Genomic DNA, 16276 nt, shown 5'->3' with positions numbered 1-16276 from the left:
AAACGATCCGGTGTCAGTTTCTTTGCCGCCTTTCTTTTCTGATAAAAGAAAGGCGTGTCGCCGACAGGGCGAAATCACCGATAATAAATATCAAGCTGACAGGATGAGCGCAGACGAACCCCAACTCAAAGCAAACTCATTCAAAGCACTAATGTTAACTACTCCTGTGCCATGGTTTCCCTAATGCCATCGGCTCAAACAACTTCAATCTTTGTTTATCTCGACTTAACATCACCAACACCACTAATGTCGCAACATAAGGCATCATCGCTAATAAATTAGAAGAAACATCCCAATTTAAACCCTGTGCCACAAGATGCATAATGCTCGCAAAACCGAATAAGTAGGCGCCTAAAATAATGCGTTCTATTCGCCAGCTCGCAAACACAACCAAGGTTAATGCGATCCAACCTTTGCCTGATACCATGCCTTCCGTCCACATCGGTGTGTAAGCAATGGATAAGTAACCGCCTGCTAAACCGGCCATTGCACCACCAAAAATAACCGATAAATAACGAATGAACATCACCGGCAGCCCTAAGTTGCTAGCAACGCTTGGGTCTTCGCCAACCGCTCTTACTGATAAACCTTGGCGGTGATAGCGGAAGAATAAATACACCACAATTACTAATATCCAGCTTAAATAAACAATCGCATTTTGCCCGAATAGTGGCTTACCTATTAATGGAATGCTTTGTAATGCATCGATAGATAACGAAGGTAGCACGGCTATTTGCTTACCCTCATAATCGTTGCCTAAAAAAGCTGATAAACCAGTGCCGAAGATAGTTAGGGCTAAGCCTGCTGCAACCTGATTTGCATTTAAATTTAATGCAATGAAGGCAAATAAAAGGGACATCGCAATACCGACTAAGATAGCCGCGATAAAACCAATAAAGTGATTATCCGTGTGGTACATGGCAATAAAGCCTGCAACTGCGCCCATTAGCATCATGCCTTCTTGACCTAAATTGAGCACGCCACTTTTTTCACATACCATTTCACCTAACGCAACCAATAATAGCGGGGTACCGGTCATGATCATGGCATATAAAATATTGGTAACTAAATCAATATCCATTTGTTGATCTCCTTAATAATCTTTAATGTTTAGCAGCTGCTGTGAAACCAGGTAACTTAACGGTGAATACGATGCGATAACGGATCAGCACGTCACAAGAGAGCAAGAAAAACAGGATCAGCCCCTGTAAAATACCTGTGATTGCTCTGGGCAATTGCAATACCATTTGTGACATTTCCCCGCCCATAAATATTAAGGCAATTAATAACCCTGCTAGGGTGATTCCCACGGGATGCAAACGACCTAAAAAGGCAACAATAATCGCCGAATAACCATAACCGGGAGAGATAGCGGGGATTAATTGACCCGTTGAACCGGTGACAATGACTGCGCCGGCAAGCCCTGCTAATGCACCTGAAACCAAGAACACCATTGCAGCTAATTTTTTCTCTTTAAACCCTGCCATGCGAGCAGCTGGTTTATCCAACCCCAGTACTTTGATTTGGAAACCTAAAAAAGTTTTGCTCATAAATACCCAAACAATAACCAACGCTAAGATGACTAATAACAAACCAAAGTGCAGGCGTGTTCCTTCAAATAAAATAGGTAATAAAGAGCTGTCTCCAAACAGAGCGCTTTCAGGAAAGTTATATCCGCTCGGATCTTTTAAAGGGCCATAGACCGCCCACAAAAGAGTATTAAGTGCGATGTAGTTCATCATGATGGTCACTAGCGTTTCGTTACAGTTTAAACGCAAGTTGAGGAGCGCTGAGATGCCGGAACAAAGCATACCGCCAACCATACCTGCTAGTAATACTAAGGGCATTGCCCAGAAGCTATCTGAATCAACAAATTGTAAGGCCATTGTGGTGGCAACCACTGCACCTAATAATAATTGTCCTTCTGCACCGATATTCCATATTGAAGCGCGATAGCATAAAGCCAACCCATAGGCGCAGAGTAAAATAGGGATTGCGACAACTAGTAATTCTGTAATGCCGTACCAATTTTCGATAGGGCTGATGAAAAAAGTATACAGCGCGAGTTGTGGATCTTTTCCTAGCCCCCAGAATAATACAGTGGCTGCAATCAGGGTTAAAAAAACCGCCAATACAGGGGATAGGTAACCCCACTTTGCCGAAGCTTGCGCGCGAGGGGTTAACTTAATCATGACTTGTTGCTCCTATTTCCACTGTTTTTGTCGCAGCGGTTGTTGCTGTCTTTGGCTCTGTACTTGGTCCAAAATCACCTGCCATCCATTGTCCTAACTTAACTAACGGTAATACTTCTGGCACTAAAAAGTCTGACACGCTACCGTCACAGATAGCACCTAAGCGGTCACTGATTTTATATAACTCGTCTAAATCTTCGGAAATAATCAAAATTGCGCAGCCACGTTCTCTTAACTGTAAAATTGCTTCGTGAATAGCGACTTGGGCGCCAATATCAACACCCCAAGTTGGGTGCGACATTAATAAAAATTTTGGTTCTTGATCTATTTCTCGCCCAACAATGAATTTTTGTAGATTGCCGCCAGATAAGCTTGCCGCGCTAGTGTGGTTACCCGGCGTTTTCACTTTATATTGTTTAATGATCTTGTCTGCTAACTGCACAATTTTTGATTTTTTTAAGAAGCCATTTTGTACTAAGCCTGAATCAAAGCTGGTCAGTAGTGCGTTATCGCATAAGTCTAAATCGGGAACAGCACCTCGGCCTAAGCGGTCCTCTGGTACAAAAGCTAACCCTAAACGACGCCGTTTTAATGGGCTGAATTGATCAACAAATTGACCTGCAAACTTTATTGCTTGTGAATTACGGTGGATCTCTTCACCGGATAACGCTTTTAATAACTCTTCTTGTCCATTGCCTGCTATTCCTGCAACACCTACAATTTCGCCTTGTTTAACCTGCAAATTAATATTTTTAAGTGCAATATCAAATTGCCCGATTGACTGTGTAGACAAGCCTTCAATACTGGCAAAAACATCACCGCCTAGGGCGCGTTTACATTCATTACTGATCGCTATATCGTCGCCTACCATCATGCGAGCGATGGACTCGGAGGTTTCATTCTTAGGGATGCAATGACCAGCTACTTTACCTGCTCTAAGGATGGTTGCGCTGTCACATAGTTCAGTGACTTCATGTAATTTATGACTGATAAACAGTACCGAGCAGCCTTCTTTAGTGAGTTTTTTTAAGGTTTTAAATAGGTCCTGTACTTCCTGTGGGGTTAATACTGAGGTGGGCTCATCTAAAATGAGTAGTTGTAAATCTAATAACAAACAACGTACGATTTCAACACGTTGCCGTTCACCTGTGGATAAACTGGAAATACGGCGTTCGGGATCTAAGGGCATACCATAGCGCTCAGACGTTGCTTTGATACGATGCGCTAATGTCTTGAGGTGGCCTGCTTGGTCACCTAATACGAGTGCTATATTTTCAGTCACTGTTAAGGTTTCAAATAATGAAAAATGTTGAAAAACCATGCCAATACCTAAGCCACGGGCAATCGCAGGTTGATCTATCGATACAGGTGAGCCATTCCAAATAATGCTGCCGGCATCGGGTTTGACTACGCCGTATAACATTTTCATTAAGGTGCTTTTTCCCGCACCATTCTCTCCCAATAGGGCGTGAATTTCGCCATGCTCTATATCTAGAAAGACTTGATCGTTGGCTTTACAGCCTGGATATTCTTTGGTTATCCCCTGCATTGCCAAGCGTTTAACATTGCTCATGAATAAATCCCTTTTAATTACAATGATTACTGTGTTTTTCAAAAATAGCTTTTAATAAAGGATCATTTTGGTTGTTCTATAACCATCAAAATGTCCATTGAAATAGCCTTATTAGTACTGGTTTACACAGTAACCTGTCCAATTGGTCAAAGTTGGTATGATATTAGCAATAACCTTACCAGTTCTTAAAAATTCATTGCCTGAATACCCGTAAGTGAACTCTGGGAAAGTGCTTAGAAGCCTAATAAATAAAGGCTTGTTTATTTTTAAATGAGTTTCTTATTGGTTTTTTAAACCTAATAGCCCAGGTTTTAAAATATTTTTATAAGCACCAAGAGTGGACATTATTTTCTCTTTTGCACCATTACAGGGCTTCGATTAAAACAATAATCGATTAACGACTTGTAGTTGATGCGTATTACTATTTATTGCTGTAATGGAACATCAATAGCGTTTAACGAGCAGCAGAATAGTGTTTTTATATAATGAGGTTTATTGTCAATCTCAGCGAGATGAAAAAGGAAGTTAGATGAGTTTGGATAAAATAAATAATGCCAGTGCAGAGCAAGCTTATGATCTTTTTGAGCATTGCTGTTGCGCGCCAAACTGGATTAATAGCATGGTTGCAGAGCGTCCATTTAAAGATATGAGTACATTATTAGCTGCATCACAACGCATATTTCTGCAATTATCTGAGCAAGATTATCTAACTGCTTTTACCGGACATCCGCAAATAGGTAATTTAGCGACCCTACATGAAAAATATGCCAGCACTTCTAGCAGTGCAAGTCATGAGCAGTCTGGTATGTCAGTGGCAGAACAAACGCTGCTTGAGGAGATGCTGGACTTAAATAAGGTTTACCTAGAAAAGTTTGGTTTTATTTTTATTGTTTGTGCATCGGGGAAAAGCGCACAACAAATGTTAGCGATTATTCAATCAAGGATCGGTAACGATCGTCAAACTGAACTCACAATAGCAAGTAACGAACAAGCTAAAATCACTCAAATACGATTGGAAAAATTATTATGAATAAGAACCCAATAACCACACATATATTAAATACTTCACTTGGAAAACCTGCTGCAGATATCAACATTCAGCTTTTTGTTTTAAAGGGCCAAGAGTGGCTATTACTGTCATCTGCAGTGACCAATGAAGATGGACGCATTGACGATTGGTTGGATAACGGCTGGTATCAAGATAAACAACCAGAGGATCTTTTTTCGACCTATAAAATCGTGTTTGAGTTGGATGCTTATTGGTTGAAGCAGGGGATTGATGCTTTTTATCCTAGCGCTGAAATCTGTTTTAAAGTGCAAGATATCAAGCACCATCATGTGCCTCTTTTGCTCTCTCCTTATAGTTATTCCACATACCGTGGTAGCTAGTAAGCATCTATTTTATAGACCGTAAAAAAACAGTTCTACAGACCCTAAAAAACCGTTATTAAAAAAATAGCTACTAAAAATGTAACTACTCAGCACTCATTAAAACTGAGTGCTTTTTACCAAAATAAAAATGTAAATGCTCAGGGCTAAGCTATTTATGCTTAGTTCAAGGCGAAAAAGCGCAGTTTAGTGGTTTAAATGAGCATTTTTCAACGAAGAAATAGGCTTAAATAGCGGCGGCCTGAGTAGTTACCTAAAAATAAGAATAAAAAGGACGATATAGATTATGGAAAATTACTTAATTGAGGTTGCGCATTTAGTATTGCGTTATTTCCATGTAATTGCGGGTATCGCATGGATTGGGGCCTCTTTCTATTTTGCTTGGTTAGATAACAGCTTAGAAACGCCTCCAAAAGTAAAAGCAGAGAAAGGGATCAGTGGTGACCTGTGGGCTATTCACGGCGGTGGTTTTTACGAAGTGGCTAAATATAAAAATGGGCCAGAACACATGCCAACCACTTTACATTGGTTTAAATGGGAAGCTTATACAACTTGGATCACCGGTGGTTTGTTATTTAGTTTGCTGTATTACGTTGGCGCAGATGTAAACCTATTAGATGGTAGTAAAAGTGAATTAAGTAAACTAGCGGCTATTGCAACATCACTGGGTAGTATCACGGTAGGTTATATTATTTATCGGCTATTATGTAACTCGCCTTTGGTTAAAAATGGCTTGTTATTTGCGGTAGCTATGGTGCTGTTGTTAGCAGTATGGGCTTGGGGTTTTGACCAATTGTTTGCTGATAAAGCGGTTTACATTCATATCGGTGCGTTAATTGGTACCTGTATGGCGGGTAATGTTTATCATATCATCATGCCTGGCCAGCGTTATTTAGTTAAAGAAGTAGAAGCAGGGCGCATTCCTGATCCGGCAGTAGGTTTAAAAGCAAAGTTGTGTTCAATTCATAATAACTACGCAACCCTGCCGATTATTTTCATTATGCTAAGTAATCATTTTTCACATACTTATACGCATCAATATGGTTGGTTAGTGTTAATCGCCTTTATCGTGATTGGTATGTGGATCAGACATTATTTTAATCTCAAACATCGCCATATTAATAAACCCTCTGTATTAATCAGTGGTATTGCTGCATTTTTTGCATTGATGTTGGCGATTGCACCTTGGGATAGTTTTGCTCCTAGAGTGGCTGCTACTGATGTCGCGCAGGTCTCAGACGTGCAAGCATGGACAATTGTAGAAAAAAATTGTACTGAGTGCCATAGCGCAACACCGACATCAACCATGTTTGCTAGTGCGCCGTTAGGGTTTACGCTTGATTCAATAGAAGCGGTACAAATACAACATGAGAAGGTTTATTCTCGCGCGGTGTTAAACAAAGATATGCCTTTAGCTAATTTAACTAATATGACAGCAGAAGAGCGTGAAACCTTAGGAATATGGATTGAAAACTATCGTCTCAAGAAAGCAAAGTTATAAAGTGAGACTATATTTTCACTTTATAACGCTAAGCTATAACCTCAGCTAGAAGTAGTGTTACCAGTGTTTAATGTATTTAAACGCTGGTAAGCTGCTTTTTAGCAATGATATTTATTTAAAACCTAATCCTTCAAATCATGCCTATTCCCGTTATGCTTCTAATCTATTCATCTCACGCGTTGCTGATTTCTGAGTGCTTCCACGGTATTGAATTTCTTTCATCTTTATCCAGATTAAGTTTCATTATGATTTTTTTAAAATTATGTTTAAATAAGGTATCTTATTTTAGACGTATAGAAGTCCACAATGAAAAAATTAACTATATTAGATGGTGGCATGGGGCGTGAGCTTAAGCGCATTGGTGCTCCGTTCTCACAACCATTGTGGAGTGCCCAAGCTCTAATAGAAGCCCCGTATTATGTGGCTCAAGCACACCAAGGATTTATTGATGCTGGCGCTGATATGATCATTGCCAATAGTTATGCCTGTGTACCATTTCATCTTGGCGAAACGCTTTATCAACAGCAAGGTAGTGCATTAGCCGAGCAAGCTGCGATTATTGCCAAAGATGTTGCAAAAGCAGCTAAAAAAAATGTATTAGTAGCGGGATCTCTACCGCCTGCATTTGGATCTTACCGTCCAGATTTATTTGAAAGCGAAGGTGCCTTTGATATTTTAAGCACTTTATTTAACGCGCAAGATAAACATGTAGATATCTGGTTGGCTGAAACCATCTCAAGTATTGAAGAAGCACTGGTTATGTCAAATGTACTGAAGCATTCAATAAAACCTTGCCACTATGCATTCACATTAAGCGATGAAATTGAACAGGTTGCTAGATTACGATCGGGCGAGTCTGTTATAGAAGCGGTTAACATTATCCTTAACGGTAGTTTTAACGAAAACATTGACGGAATTTTCTTTAACTGCTCTATTCCTGAGGTAATAGAGCAGGCAATAGCAGATACTAACCAAGCTTTATCTGTGCATAACATACAGGCCAACATCGGTGTGTTTGCTAATAGTTTTACACCGATCGCTAGCGATTATAAAGCCAATGAAGGTGTGCAAGCTTATCGTGAGTTATCCCCTGAAGCCTATCTCGAATTTGCTAAAAAATGGTATGACCTAGGGGCCAATATTATCGGTGGATGCTGTGGTATCAGACCTGATCATATTCAAGCACTGGTGCAGTGGAGAGACAGTATTGAAGAGTATTAACTGAATCAGCTACAGGTATCAGCAGCATTGGTTTTTATTGCTTCTAAGACCTTAAAGTGGGAGCTATTATTTTAAGGTCTTAGCCTGAAATATTATTCTTAAACGTTATTCTGAAACCTTAGCCAAGATCATACACTTCCTTCTGATTCTACGACTAATATTCTGGCTTCACCACGAGGATGTGCAACATGCTCAGTTCCAATTGAGGCATAGAAGATTTCTCCAACTTCTAACACCACTGATTGCTCAATGCCATTTTCTTTAAATAACATTTCAACCACACCATTTAAAACAACAAATACTTCTTCGCTATCGTTTATATGCCATTTATACGGCTGATTAGTCCAGTGTAAACGGGTTGTAATACCGTTCATATTGGCAATGTCTTTTGCGCCCCATGCGTGTTCAGCTTTAAATTTTTTGCTTCTAATTATTTCCATGATCAGTCCAGATAATGAATCGTATATGCAGCCCTAAAGAGAGCTAAAATTTCAGATTAATGTTGTCATTTTTTGAATTAAAGTGAATGGCTTTTGAGCTGAAATTAATTGCTTTATAAATTTATGCTTTAACGGTAAAAAGGCTGATCCCCATACCAACAAATAACCCTCCACTGATACGATGAAACCACTTTACGTTATGTGAGTTAGAAAGAAACCCTTTCGCTCTCTGAGCTAAATATCCGTAAGTAGATAACGACATAAACGAAAAAAGCATAAATATTAGCGTCATTATCGAAAATTGCGCTAGTAGTGATTGCTCAGTATCCAAGAATTGAGGGAAAAGAGCGGCAAAAAAGATGATTGGTTTAGGATTTGTTATTGCGACAACAAAAACCTCTTTAAAGTAAGATAAAAGGCTACGTTGCTGTTGTTCAAGTTTATAAGATGACCCTCTTTTATCTTTATTACTTGATTGTATTTGTTTAATGCCTAAATAAATTAAATAACATGCACCAATAATTTTAACTGCCATAAACAAAGTCGCTGATGCTAAAAGAATGGCACTAAGACCCGTTATAGATAAAATAGACAGAAGCATTAAACCGAGAATATTACCTAAGGCTGAAACCACAACACATTTCACGCCATTAACCGCACCATTATAAATCGCTAGGAATACTGCAGGACCTGGGCTAATAATGTAAAAAAATGAAACAAAAATATAAATCAATAATGTGTCGACATTCATAAAAATTCCAAACTAAGTTAATACATTATTAGACAGGGTCATTGGCTATTAACAGAGGAAATAGGAGCCTTTCTCTTCATCAATAAGATTACGTGATTTGCTTTATAAATCAATTTAATAAAATTTAAAAATAATTCGGGCAGTTGTGAAATATCAAGTCGATTTTATTAGCGGTTATATTGAGCAGGTAGTGATAGTCATCATAAATTATATTTTTGAGCTATTTTTGTACTTTTAATTATTGATTCTGTTGAGACTGTAAACCACGAACATTTTTACCTAAAGTTATAGATCTCACTGTTAATAGCACTTGTATGGTATTTTGTTATCGACAGGCAGTGTTGGAGTTGTATCTAACGGCACTAAGCTAACTATCTTTTTATTTGAACTGACAATGCGGTTTTATGCACTGTCAGTCAAAATAGCGAGCGGGGCTTTTAGTTAATCCCTTTTATTGAGGGTTTAACCTTTACTTGTTTTGACATCTCTTCATCAATTGGAAATTCTTGAATGATAGGATTATATTGTTCAGGGTATTCACCTAAAAACAGTGTTAAAAACACAACTGTTAAACCACTCGCAGTGATTGGTGAACCAAAGATACTTTTTACTATTGCACCTAAATCTCCGCCAATATTTGCGGCAACAGTATTAACCACTTGCGGTACTAATAACACGCCTAATCCCATCCCAAATGAAACGGCTAAGGTGAGCATATTTTTTCTATTTAATTCCACATGAGTTAATATTTTTACTCCAGCCATGGCAACGGTTGCGAACATAATAATGGTTGCCCCCCCTAAAACAGAGTTAGGAACCGCACGAAATAAAGCGCCAATATGAGGAAACAAGCCCATCACAATTAAGATCATACCAATCCAAACGCCAATGAAGCGGCTAGCAATACCCGTTAATTGTATTACTCCGTTGTTTTGGCTAAAGGTGGTATTTGGAAAAGTATTAAATATGCCCGCAATTAATGAATTAACGCCATCGCCTAAGATACCTTGTTTAATACGTTTAAGGTAAGAAGCTCCACTGATTGGTTGTTTTGATACCATACAGTTGGCAGTAATATCGCCAGATGTTTCAATCGCAGTAATCAGGTAGATAAGCGCAACAGGAATAAACGCAGCTAAATCAAAAGAGAAGCCGTATTTAAAAGGAACAGGTATGCTAATTAGTGTCTCTACATTACCGATAGCACTGTAATTAACTTTGCCCATTAATACCGCAGCAGCCATACCGACTAGCATGCCGATGATAATTGAAGATAAACGCACCCATTGGTTACCGTATTTATGTGCAACAATAATACTTGCCATCACTAATACACCTAAAAACAAGTTATCAAAACTCGCGAATAGCTCTGGCTTATTGGTTAATAACCACTGTCCACCGGCTAAATCGGTAAAACCTACTTTAATTAAACTAATGCCAATAACGGTTATCACGGTACCTGTAACCACAGGGGTAACTACTCGTTTTAGCTTTTCTAAAAACTGGCTGACGGCGATTTCTACAAAGGCACCTAGTACACAAACACCAAAAATGAGCGATAAGATCTGATCTGGACCTCCGCCATTGGCTTTAGCAATAAAACCGGCTGCTAATACCGAGCTTAAAAAAGCAAAACTTGTGCCTTGCACACAGATCATGCCAGCACCAATACCCATTGGTTTTTTAGCTTGAATGATGGTGCCCACACCAGACACCATTAACGCCATCGATATTAAATAAGGGATTTCCTCACCTAAACCAAGTACACCACCAATAATTAAAGTGGGGGTAATGATGCCAATAAAGCTTGCTAATACATGCTGTATTGCTGCAAAAAAAGATTCTTTGCGCGATGGATTATCATCGAGCTCGTAAATTAACTCTGAAGCGTCACTCATCTTGTATTTCCCTATGCATTATGTGAAACGATTGGAACTGGTAAGTTGATTTTTGCAACGATCGTGCCATTCTCTCTGTAAATTTATAAGCCTATATAAAACAGTTGCTTATTTATTTATCATAAGAAATTTTAGCATTAGATAGATTAAAAAAAGACAGTGTTGGTGCATTAAGTGCACTTTAAATGAGCAGTAAGTAAAAATATTTAACTGGGGTTTGTGTTCCTAATATAGGTCAAATAGGGAGGCGAGCGTTGCGCTAAAAACCTCAGTATCAGGAGATTTAACAAGGTGGATTAGCGCAATGTAATGAGTTGATTAGGTATTTGTAATGACAGGCTATTAAGCGTATTCAACCTCTATTGGAATAGCCTCCATCAATGTTTTGGTATAAGGGTGAGTAGGGGTATTCATTACTGTGTTGGTATCTCCTTGCTCAATAATTACACCATCTTGCATCACTAATATGCGTTGGCTCGTGCAATTCCTACTCGCGCCTTTTTCCCTCCACTTAATTGATGAGGCTTACCTACTATTATGAAAGAATTGGTGTTAGTCGCTATTTCTTTATCAAAAGCTGCCTTATTACAAGCAAACTCGATCTTAGAGGTGGCTAATTTAAGATTGTCATACACTGAAATTACAGCACCAATTGATGGTATTGTTTGGCAAAAATCAGTGCGAGTTGGTAACTATGTTAATCCAGGTAATCCCCTGCTAGCAGTGGTGCCACTTGATCAAGTGTACGTGCATGCAAATTACAGAGAAACACAACTCGCTAATGTGAAGGTAGGTCAAAAAGTTGAATTAGATATTGATGCTTTACCGGGTAAAACATTAACTGGTTATGTTGAAAGTATCGCGCCAGCGAGTGGTGTTAGTTATTCATCTGTTGCAGCTCACAATGCCACTGGCAACTTTACTAAAATAGTACAACGTTTACCGGTTAGAATTCGTCTTGATGAAGCACAAAGTGAAGATTTTCAATTACGTGTTGGCATGTCAGTGGTACCGACTATCATCACCGGTGAACAGCAAAAAGTGTCTTTATAATAAAACCAGACCTTATAAATTTTTATAAGCTATGGTATTAATAAATAAAGCAAACTTATTATGCGAATCTAGGAAATAACAAAACTAAGGAAGGTTAATAAATGAGTATCAATAATCCCCGTGATTATATCGGTTATGGAAGAGGTAATGTGCCCGATGCGAATTGGCCTAATGGCGCTAAGATAGCGGTTCAGTTTGTGCTCAACTATGAAGAGGGTGGGGAGAATTGTGTATTGCATGGAGACCCGCACTCTGAAACCTTTTTGTCTGAAATCGCAGGTGCTGAAGCTTACCCAGAACGTCACATGAGCATGGAATCATTATATGAATATGGTTCAAGAGCGGGCGTGTGGCGTATTCTTAATGAATTCAAATTACGTGATTTACCACTGACTGTTTTTGGCGTAGCAACTGCTTTACAGCGAAATCCAGAAGTAACCCAAGCGATCATTGAGGATGGCCATGAAATCGCTTGTCATGGTTTAAAGTGGCTTCATTATCAACATATGCCGATTGAAGAAGAACGTGAGCATATGCATCAAGCATTAGATATCATTGAAGATTTGACCGGATCGCGCCCACTAGGATGGTATACAGGGCGTGACTCGCCTAATACTCGCGGTCTGGTTGCTGAGCAGAGAGGTATGTTATATGACTCTGATTATTATGGCGATGATCTTCCTTTTTGGGTGCAAGTACCGAGTGATCAAGATGGTGAGGAAAGTCGCCCACACTTAGTGATCCCTTATACCTTAGATAACAATGACATGCGTTTTTCTTCTCCCTATGGTTTTAGCCATGGTGAAGAGTTTTTCCAATATTTAAAAGACAGCTTCGATTGCCTATATGCTGAAGGTGATAGTAAACCTAAAATGATGTCTATTGGTTTACATTGCCGAGTAATAGGTAAGCCAAGTCGTTTTATGGCGCTGAAGAAGTTTTTAGATTATGTACAGTCACATGATCAGGTTTGGGTTGCACGACGTGATGAGATTGCACAACATTGGATAGCAAACCATCCTTGTCTCGATAATTAATTCGAAAATATGAACGATAGCAGCCCTTTATGTCCTTTAATTGGAAGCTAAACCCCATAAGCCTCTATTTTTTTTATGATCGCTTTGCGTACAATAATAAATACGCTTTATATAATTGAGATATACATGGCTAGAAGAATGAGTGGATTACGGACAACTATAAAAATTGCTAAAGCTATTAATAAGCTAAGTAAGGATTCTGCACGACATGCAGAACGTCGTCGCAAAGAAATAGATAGGCAGCAAGCACGCAGTGCAAAAGAGCATGAACGAGCATTACGAGAGCAGGTTCGAGCCGCAAAGGAATATGAAAGGAGGAGCCTAGCAATAAAAAAACGCAATGCAGCAGATGAAAAACTTGCCTTCAAAGAAGCTTTGAATGATGCAAAGCTAGAATATGAATTTAGATGTGAAGAGCGCGCTACATTACGTAAACAATACATTGATGAGGTTTTAAAATAAGATGACGCAAATACAAATTATAGCTAGCTTATCTGCTGTTTTCTTGTTGTTGGTTATAGCAGTTTATTTTTTTATTAAAGGTAAATACGATAAACAATCGGGCGAATTTAAGACACTTCAATCAGGTATTGAACAGAGTAAAAAAGAGCTTGGTACTAGAGCAACGCTGAAAGATGAACTTGACTCAAAAATAGCAGAAAAGAATGCAATACTCAGTACTGTCACCGAAGAATTAGCAGAAGTGATTGCTTTAAAGGGAAAAGAAAAAGAATTATTAGGAGCTATTAAATCGCAAGAAACAGAAATTGAAGTTGCTACTAAAAAAGTTTATGAGTTGAACATAAATGCTGAAAATTTGGATAATGAAGTACAAGGTCTAATGAGTTACTTAGATCTATATTCTCAAATTGATGAATTTACGAGTGTTGGGCATTATGAAGAGCCAGAGTATTTATTCGAAACATCTTTAAGGTTTGCAGAACAGATAAAAGATATCCGTCAACAGCAAAAGGATATGATAAAAGATAAAATTGCGATTACCTTCCCTGAAGATACTGTTATTTCATCAGATAAGGCATTTAATAAGAAGATATTGAATGGGCAAGTAAAGTTAATGCTAACGTCCTTTAATATCGAAACCGATTTATTAATAGCAAATTTAAAACCTTCTAATTTTGCTCGAACTATTGAAAGAATCGAAAAGCTAGCTAATAACCTTGAAAAAAACTCTGCTACATTTGAATGTGGATTTAACACTGACTATGTTGGTTTAAAGTTTGAGGAGTGTAAGCTTCAATATCAGTATACCTTGAAAAAACAAGAAGAAATAACTGAACAAAAGCTAATCCGAGAGCAAATTAAAGAAGAGCAAAGAGCAATTAAAGAATATGAAAAAGCAATTGCTGATGCTGAAAAAGAAGAGAAATTATACCGATCTTTATTAGAAAAAGCTCGGCAGGAGTTATTAGAGCTTAATGATGAAGAACGCATGGTAGCGGAAAATCGAATTGAAGCACTTGAATTACAATTAGCCGAAGCAGAAGCAAAAGAAGAACGTGCAAAAAGTATGGCACAACAAACAAGAAAAGGTCATGTATACGTTATAAGTAATATTGGCTCATTTGGAGAAAATGTTTATAAAATTGGTTTGACTCGAAGACTAGAGCCTTTAGATCGAGTCAAAGAGCTTGGTGATGCTAGCGTACCATTTATATTTGATGTTCATGCAATGATTTATGTTGAAGATGCCCCCGCATTAGAATCTGCATTGCATAGAGAGTTTAACAAGCAGCGAGTTAATGCCGTGAACTTTAGAAAAGAATTTTTCAATATAGATCTTGATAGTATTAAGGATGCTGTAGAGCGGATTGCTGGTGTAGAGGCAGAATTTAAAATGACAGCACTTGCTGAAGATTATTATGAATCTAAACGCTTAAGAGGTGATGAGGTAATTATTTAATTTAGAAATCAAAAGAGACCTATAAATTAGGTCTCTAATAACCTATCTGTTAATTATTCTACTGCAAGTTTTTTAACCATATCGATTAAACAATTCAAGGCTACGGCGACATCGGAAACCATTACCTGTTCTCTAGGGTTATGGCTAATGCCTTTTTCGCAGCGTACAAAGAGCATGCCGATGTCGGTAATATTGGTCATGACCATCGCATCATGACCTGCACCGCTTGATAGAAAACAAGGGGCTTTTTGAGTGTGCTTTTCAACCACTTCACCCCATTTTTGTTGCAGGTTATCACTGCATAAAACCGCTTCTGCTTGGTAAAGTTTTTCATGTGTTAAGGTCAGTTGACGTTTGTCGGCAATATCAGTTAAATTTTGTAATAGCTTGTCACAACAACTTTCTAATGTTGACTGAGATTGACTACGAATATCGACGGTAAAATGTACTTCACCCGCAATCACATTGACTGCACCGGGAAATACATCGCAGCGCCCAACGGTAGCGACAATGCCATGATCAAAGGCAAATTGCTCAATCGTACCGATCATTTGTGCTGCACCTGACATCGCATCTTTACGTAACGCTAATGGTACAGTGCCGGCGTGCCCAGCCATACCTTTAAGTTTGAATTGATAGCGTTTTGCACCGGCAATGCCGGTCACAACACCCACCGGTAAATTGAGATTCTCTAATACCGGTCCTTGCTCAATATGTACTTCTAAATACGCTAATATATCATCGGCATTTCGCTTATCTTGGCCTGCTCGCATCGGATCTAAACCAAAATCAGTCATCGCTTGTGCCATGCTAATGCCTTGATTATCAGTGACTGCTAACCATTCTGGCTTAAAGCAGCCAGCGGTTGCACTAGATCCGATCAGGGTAGTATTGAACCGTGTTCCTTCTTCATCTGCAAAGGCAACGATATCAATATGAAAGGGCAGTTCTTCACCCATTAATTGGGTCATTGCTTCAATCGCCAGTAATACGCCTAAGTTACCATCATATTTACCTGCATTGGCCACGGTGTCACTGTGAGAACCTATCAGCAGTGTTGGTAATGCTGGGTTTGATGATACTTTTCGCCCCCACTGGTTACCGACACTATCTTCCCATGTTTGTAGGCCAGCTTGTTGCATCCATTGTTCAATCTGTTGATGTGCTAATTTATGCTCTGGTGTTAAATAAGCACGAAGCAAACCGCCTTCCATTGCCGAGAAAGTAGCGAGATGATCTGCCCACTGCATGATTTTTTGTGCAGCATCATTTGTTGTCGTCAGCGACATAAAGGCTCCTT

The 16276-nt window shown here is 38.8% G+C and carries 17 protein-coding genes; 9 read left to right on the top strand and 8 right to left on the bottom strand.

What is annotated here, in order from left to right; translation table 11 throughout:
• The coding region (locus H5084_RS19455) for a hypothetical protein (RefSeq protein WP_220485855.1) at positions 1–184 on the top strand (184 nt) is incomplete at its 5' end.
• Here the strand turns inward: H5084_RS19455 and H5084_RS00150 are convergent.
• Genes H5084_RS00150 through H5084_RS00140 form a run of 3 tightly spaced genes read right to left on the bottom strand, consistent with a single transcriptional unit; the run spans position 155 to position 3765 of the window.
• A complete protein-coding gene (locus tag H5084_RS00150; protein WP_166368482.1) occupies positions 155–1081 on the bottom strand; it encodes an ABC transporter permease in 927 nt (308 codons plus the stop codon). The two genes, H5084_RS19455 and H5084_RS00150, sit on opposite strands and share 30 nt — an antisense overlap.
• Before the next feature lie 22 nt (positions 1082–1103).
• Positions 1104–2192, bottom strand: coding sequence for an ABC transporter permease (locus H5084_RS00145; RefSeq protein ID WP_182689149.1), 1089 nt, complete (start codon positions 2190–2192; stop codon positions 1104–1106).
• Complete coding sequence (locus H5084_RS00140) at positions 2185–3765, bottom strand: ABC transporter ATP-binding protein (RefSeq protein WP_182689148.1); 1581 nt, start codon at positions 3763–3765, stop codon at positions 2185–2187. The genes H5084_RS00145 and H5084_RS00140 overlap by 8 nt, the downstream gene beginning before the upstream one ends.
• A gap of 529 nt (positions 3766–4294) precedes the next feature.
• Here H5084_RS00140 and uraD point away from each other — a divergent pair.
• From uraD to H5084_RS00120, 4 genes are all read left to right on the top strand, one after another.
• Positions 4295–4795: a 2-oxo-4-hydroxy-4-carboxy-5-ureidoimidazoline decarboxylase gene (gene uraD, locus H5084_RS00135; protein ID WP_182689147.1), complete on the top strand. Its 501-nt coding sequence runs from the start codon at positions 4295–4297 to the stop codon at positions 4793–4795.
• Entirely contained in the window at positions 4792–5154 is a 363-nt protein-coding gene (gene uraH / locus H5084_RS00130; protein ID WP_182689146.1) for a hydroxyisourate hydrolase, read from the top strand. The genes uraD and uraH overlap by 4 nt, the downstream gene beginning before the upstream one ends.
• Positions 5155–5440: 286 nt before the next feature.
• Positions 5441–6655: a urate hydroxylase PuuD gene (locus tag H5084_RS00125; protein WP_182689145.1), complete on the top strand. Its 1215-nt coding sequence runs from the start codon at positions 5441–5443 to the stop codon at positions 6653–6655.
• A gap of 306 nt (positions 6656–6961) precedes the next feature.
• Positions 6962–7876, top strand: a complete 915-nt coding sequence (locus H5084_RS00120; RefSeq protein WP_182689144.1) for a homocysteine S-methyltransferase family protein — start codon at positions 6962–6964, stop codon at positions 7874–7876.
• 128 nt (positions 7877–8004) lie between these two features.
• On the opposite strand, the gene H5084_RS00115 is transcribed toward H5084_RS00120, so the two are convergent.
• The 4 genes from H5084_RS00115 to H5084_RS00100 form a co-directional block, all read right to left on the bottom strand.
• Positions 8005–8316 carry a cupin gene (locus H5084_RS00115; RefSeq protein ID WP_182689143.1) on the bottom strand — a complete coding sequence of 104 codons (312 nt, stop codon included), beginning with the start codon at positions 8314–8316 and terminating at the stop codon, positions 8005–8007.
• Positions 8317–8437: 121 nt separating this feature from the next.
• Complete coding sequence (locus H5084_RS00110; protein ID WP_182689142.1) at positions 8438–9067, bottom strand: LysE family translocator; 630 nt, start codon at positions 9065–9067, stop codon at positions 8438–8440.
• Between the two features lie 437 nt (positions 9068–9504).
• Complete coding sequence (locus H5084_RS00105) at positions 9505–10965, bottom strand: uracil-xanthine permease family protein (RefSeq protein ID WP_182689141.1); 1461 nt, start codon at positions 10963–10965, stop codon at positions 9505–9507.
• 342 nt (positions 10966–11307) lie between these two features.
• Positions 11308–11424: a hypothetical protein gene (locus H5084_RS00100; RefSeq protein WP_182689140.1), complete on the bottom strand. Its 117-nt coding sequence runs from the start codon at positions 11422–11424 to the stop codon at positions 11308–11310.
• A gap of 78 nt (positions 11425–11502) precedes the next feature.
• Here H5084_RS00100 and H5084_RS00095 point away from each other — a divergent pair, with 78 nt between their 5' ends.
• The 4 genes from H5084_RS00095 to H5084_RS00080 all read left to right on the top strand — a co-directional run bounded on the left by H5084_RS00095 (position 11503) and on the right by H5084_RS00080 (position 14976).
• On the top strand, positions 11503–12018 hold the full coding sequence (locus tag H5084_RS00095; RefSeq protein ID WP_182689139.1) for an HlyD family secretion protein: 516 nt from the start codon (positions 11503–11505) through the stop codon (positions 12016–12018).
• A 101-nt stretch (positions 12019–12119) separates the two neighbouring features.
• Entirely contained in the window at positions 12120–13055 is a 936-nt protein-coding gene (puuE, locus tag H5084_RS00090) for an allantoinase PuuE (RefSeq protein ID WP_182689138.1), read from the top strand.
• Positions 13056–13181: 126 nt separating this feature from the next.
• A complete protein-coding gene (locus tag H5084_RS00085; RefSeq protein WP_182689137.1) occupies positions 13182–13517 on the top strand; it encodes a hypothetical protein in 336 nt (111 codons plus the stop codon).
• A 1-nt stretch (position 13518) separates the two neighbouring features.
• Complete coding sequence (locus H5084_RS00080; RefSeq protein ID WP_182689136.1) at positions 13519–14976, top strand: DUF4041 domain-containing protein; 1458 nt, start codon at positions 13519–13521, stop codon at positions 14974–14976.
• Positions 14977–15029: 53 nt separating this feature from the next.
• Here H5084_RS00080 and H5084_RS00075 read toward each other — a convergent pair whose 3' ends face one another.
• Positions 15030–16265 (bottom strand): allantoate amidohydrolase, encoded by a 1236-nt coding sequence (locus H5084_RS00075; protein ID WP_182689135.1) that lies wholly within the window; start codon positions 16263–16265, stop codon positions 15030–15032.
• Positions 16266–16276: the final 11 nt, after the last annotated feature.

Source organism: Psychromonas sp. SR45-3, from assembly GCF_014163575.1.
Lineage (GTDB): Bacteria > Pseudomonadota > Gammaproteobacteria > Enterobacterales > Psychromonadaceae > Psychromonas > Psychromonas arctica.
This window is presented reverse-complemented; position numbering and strand designations above follow the sequence as displayed.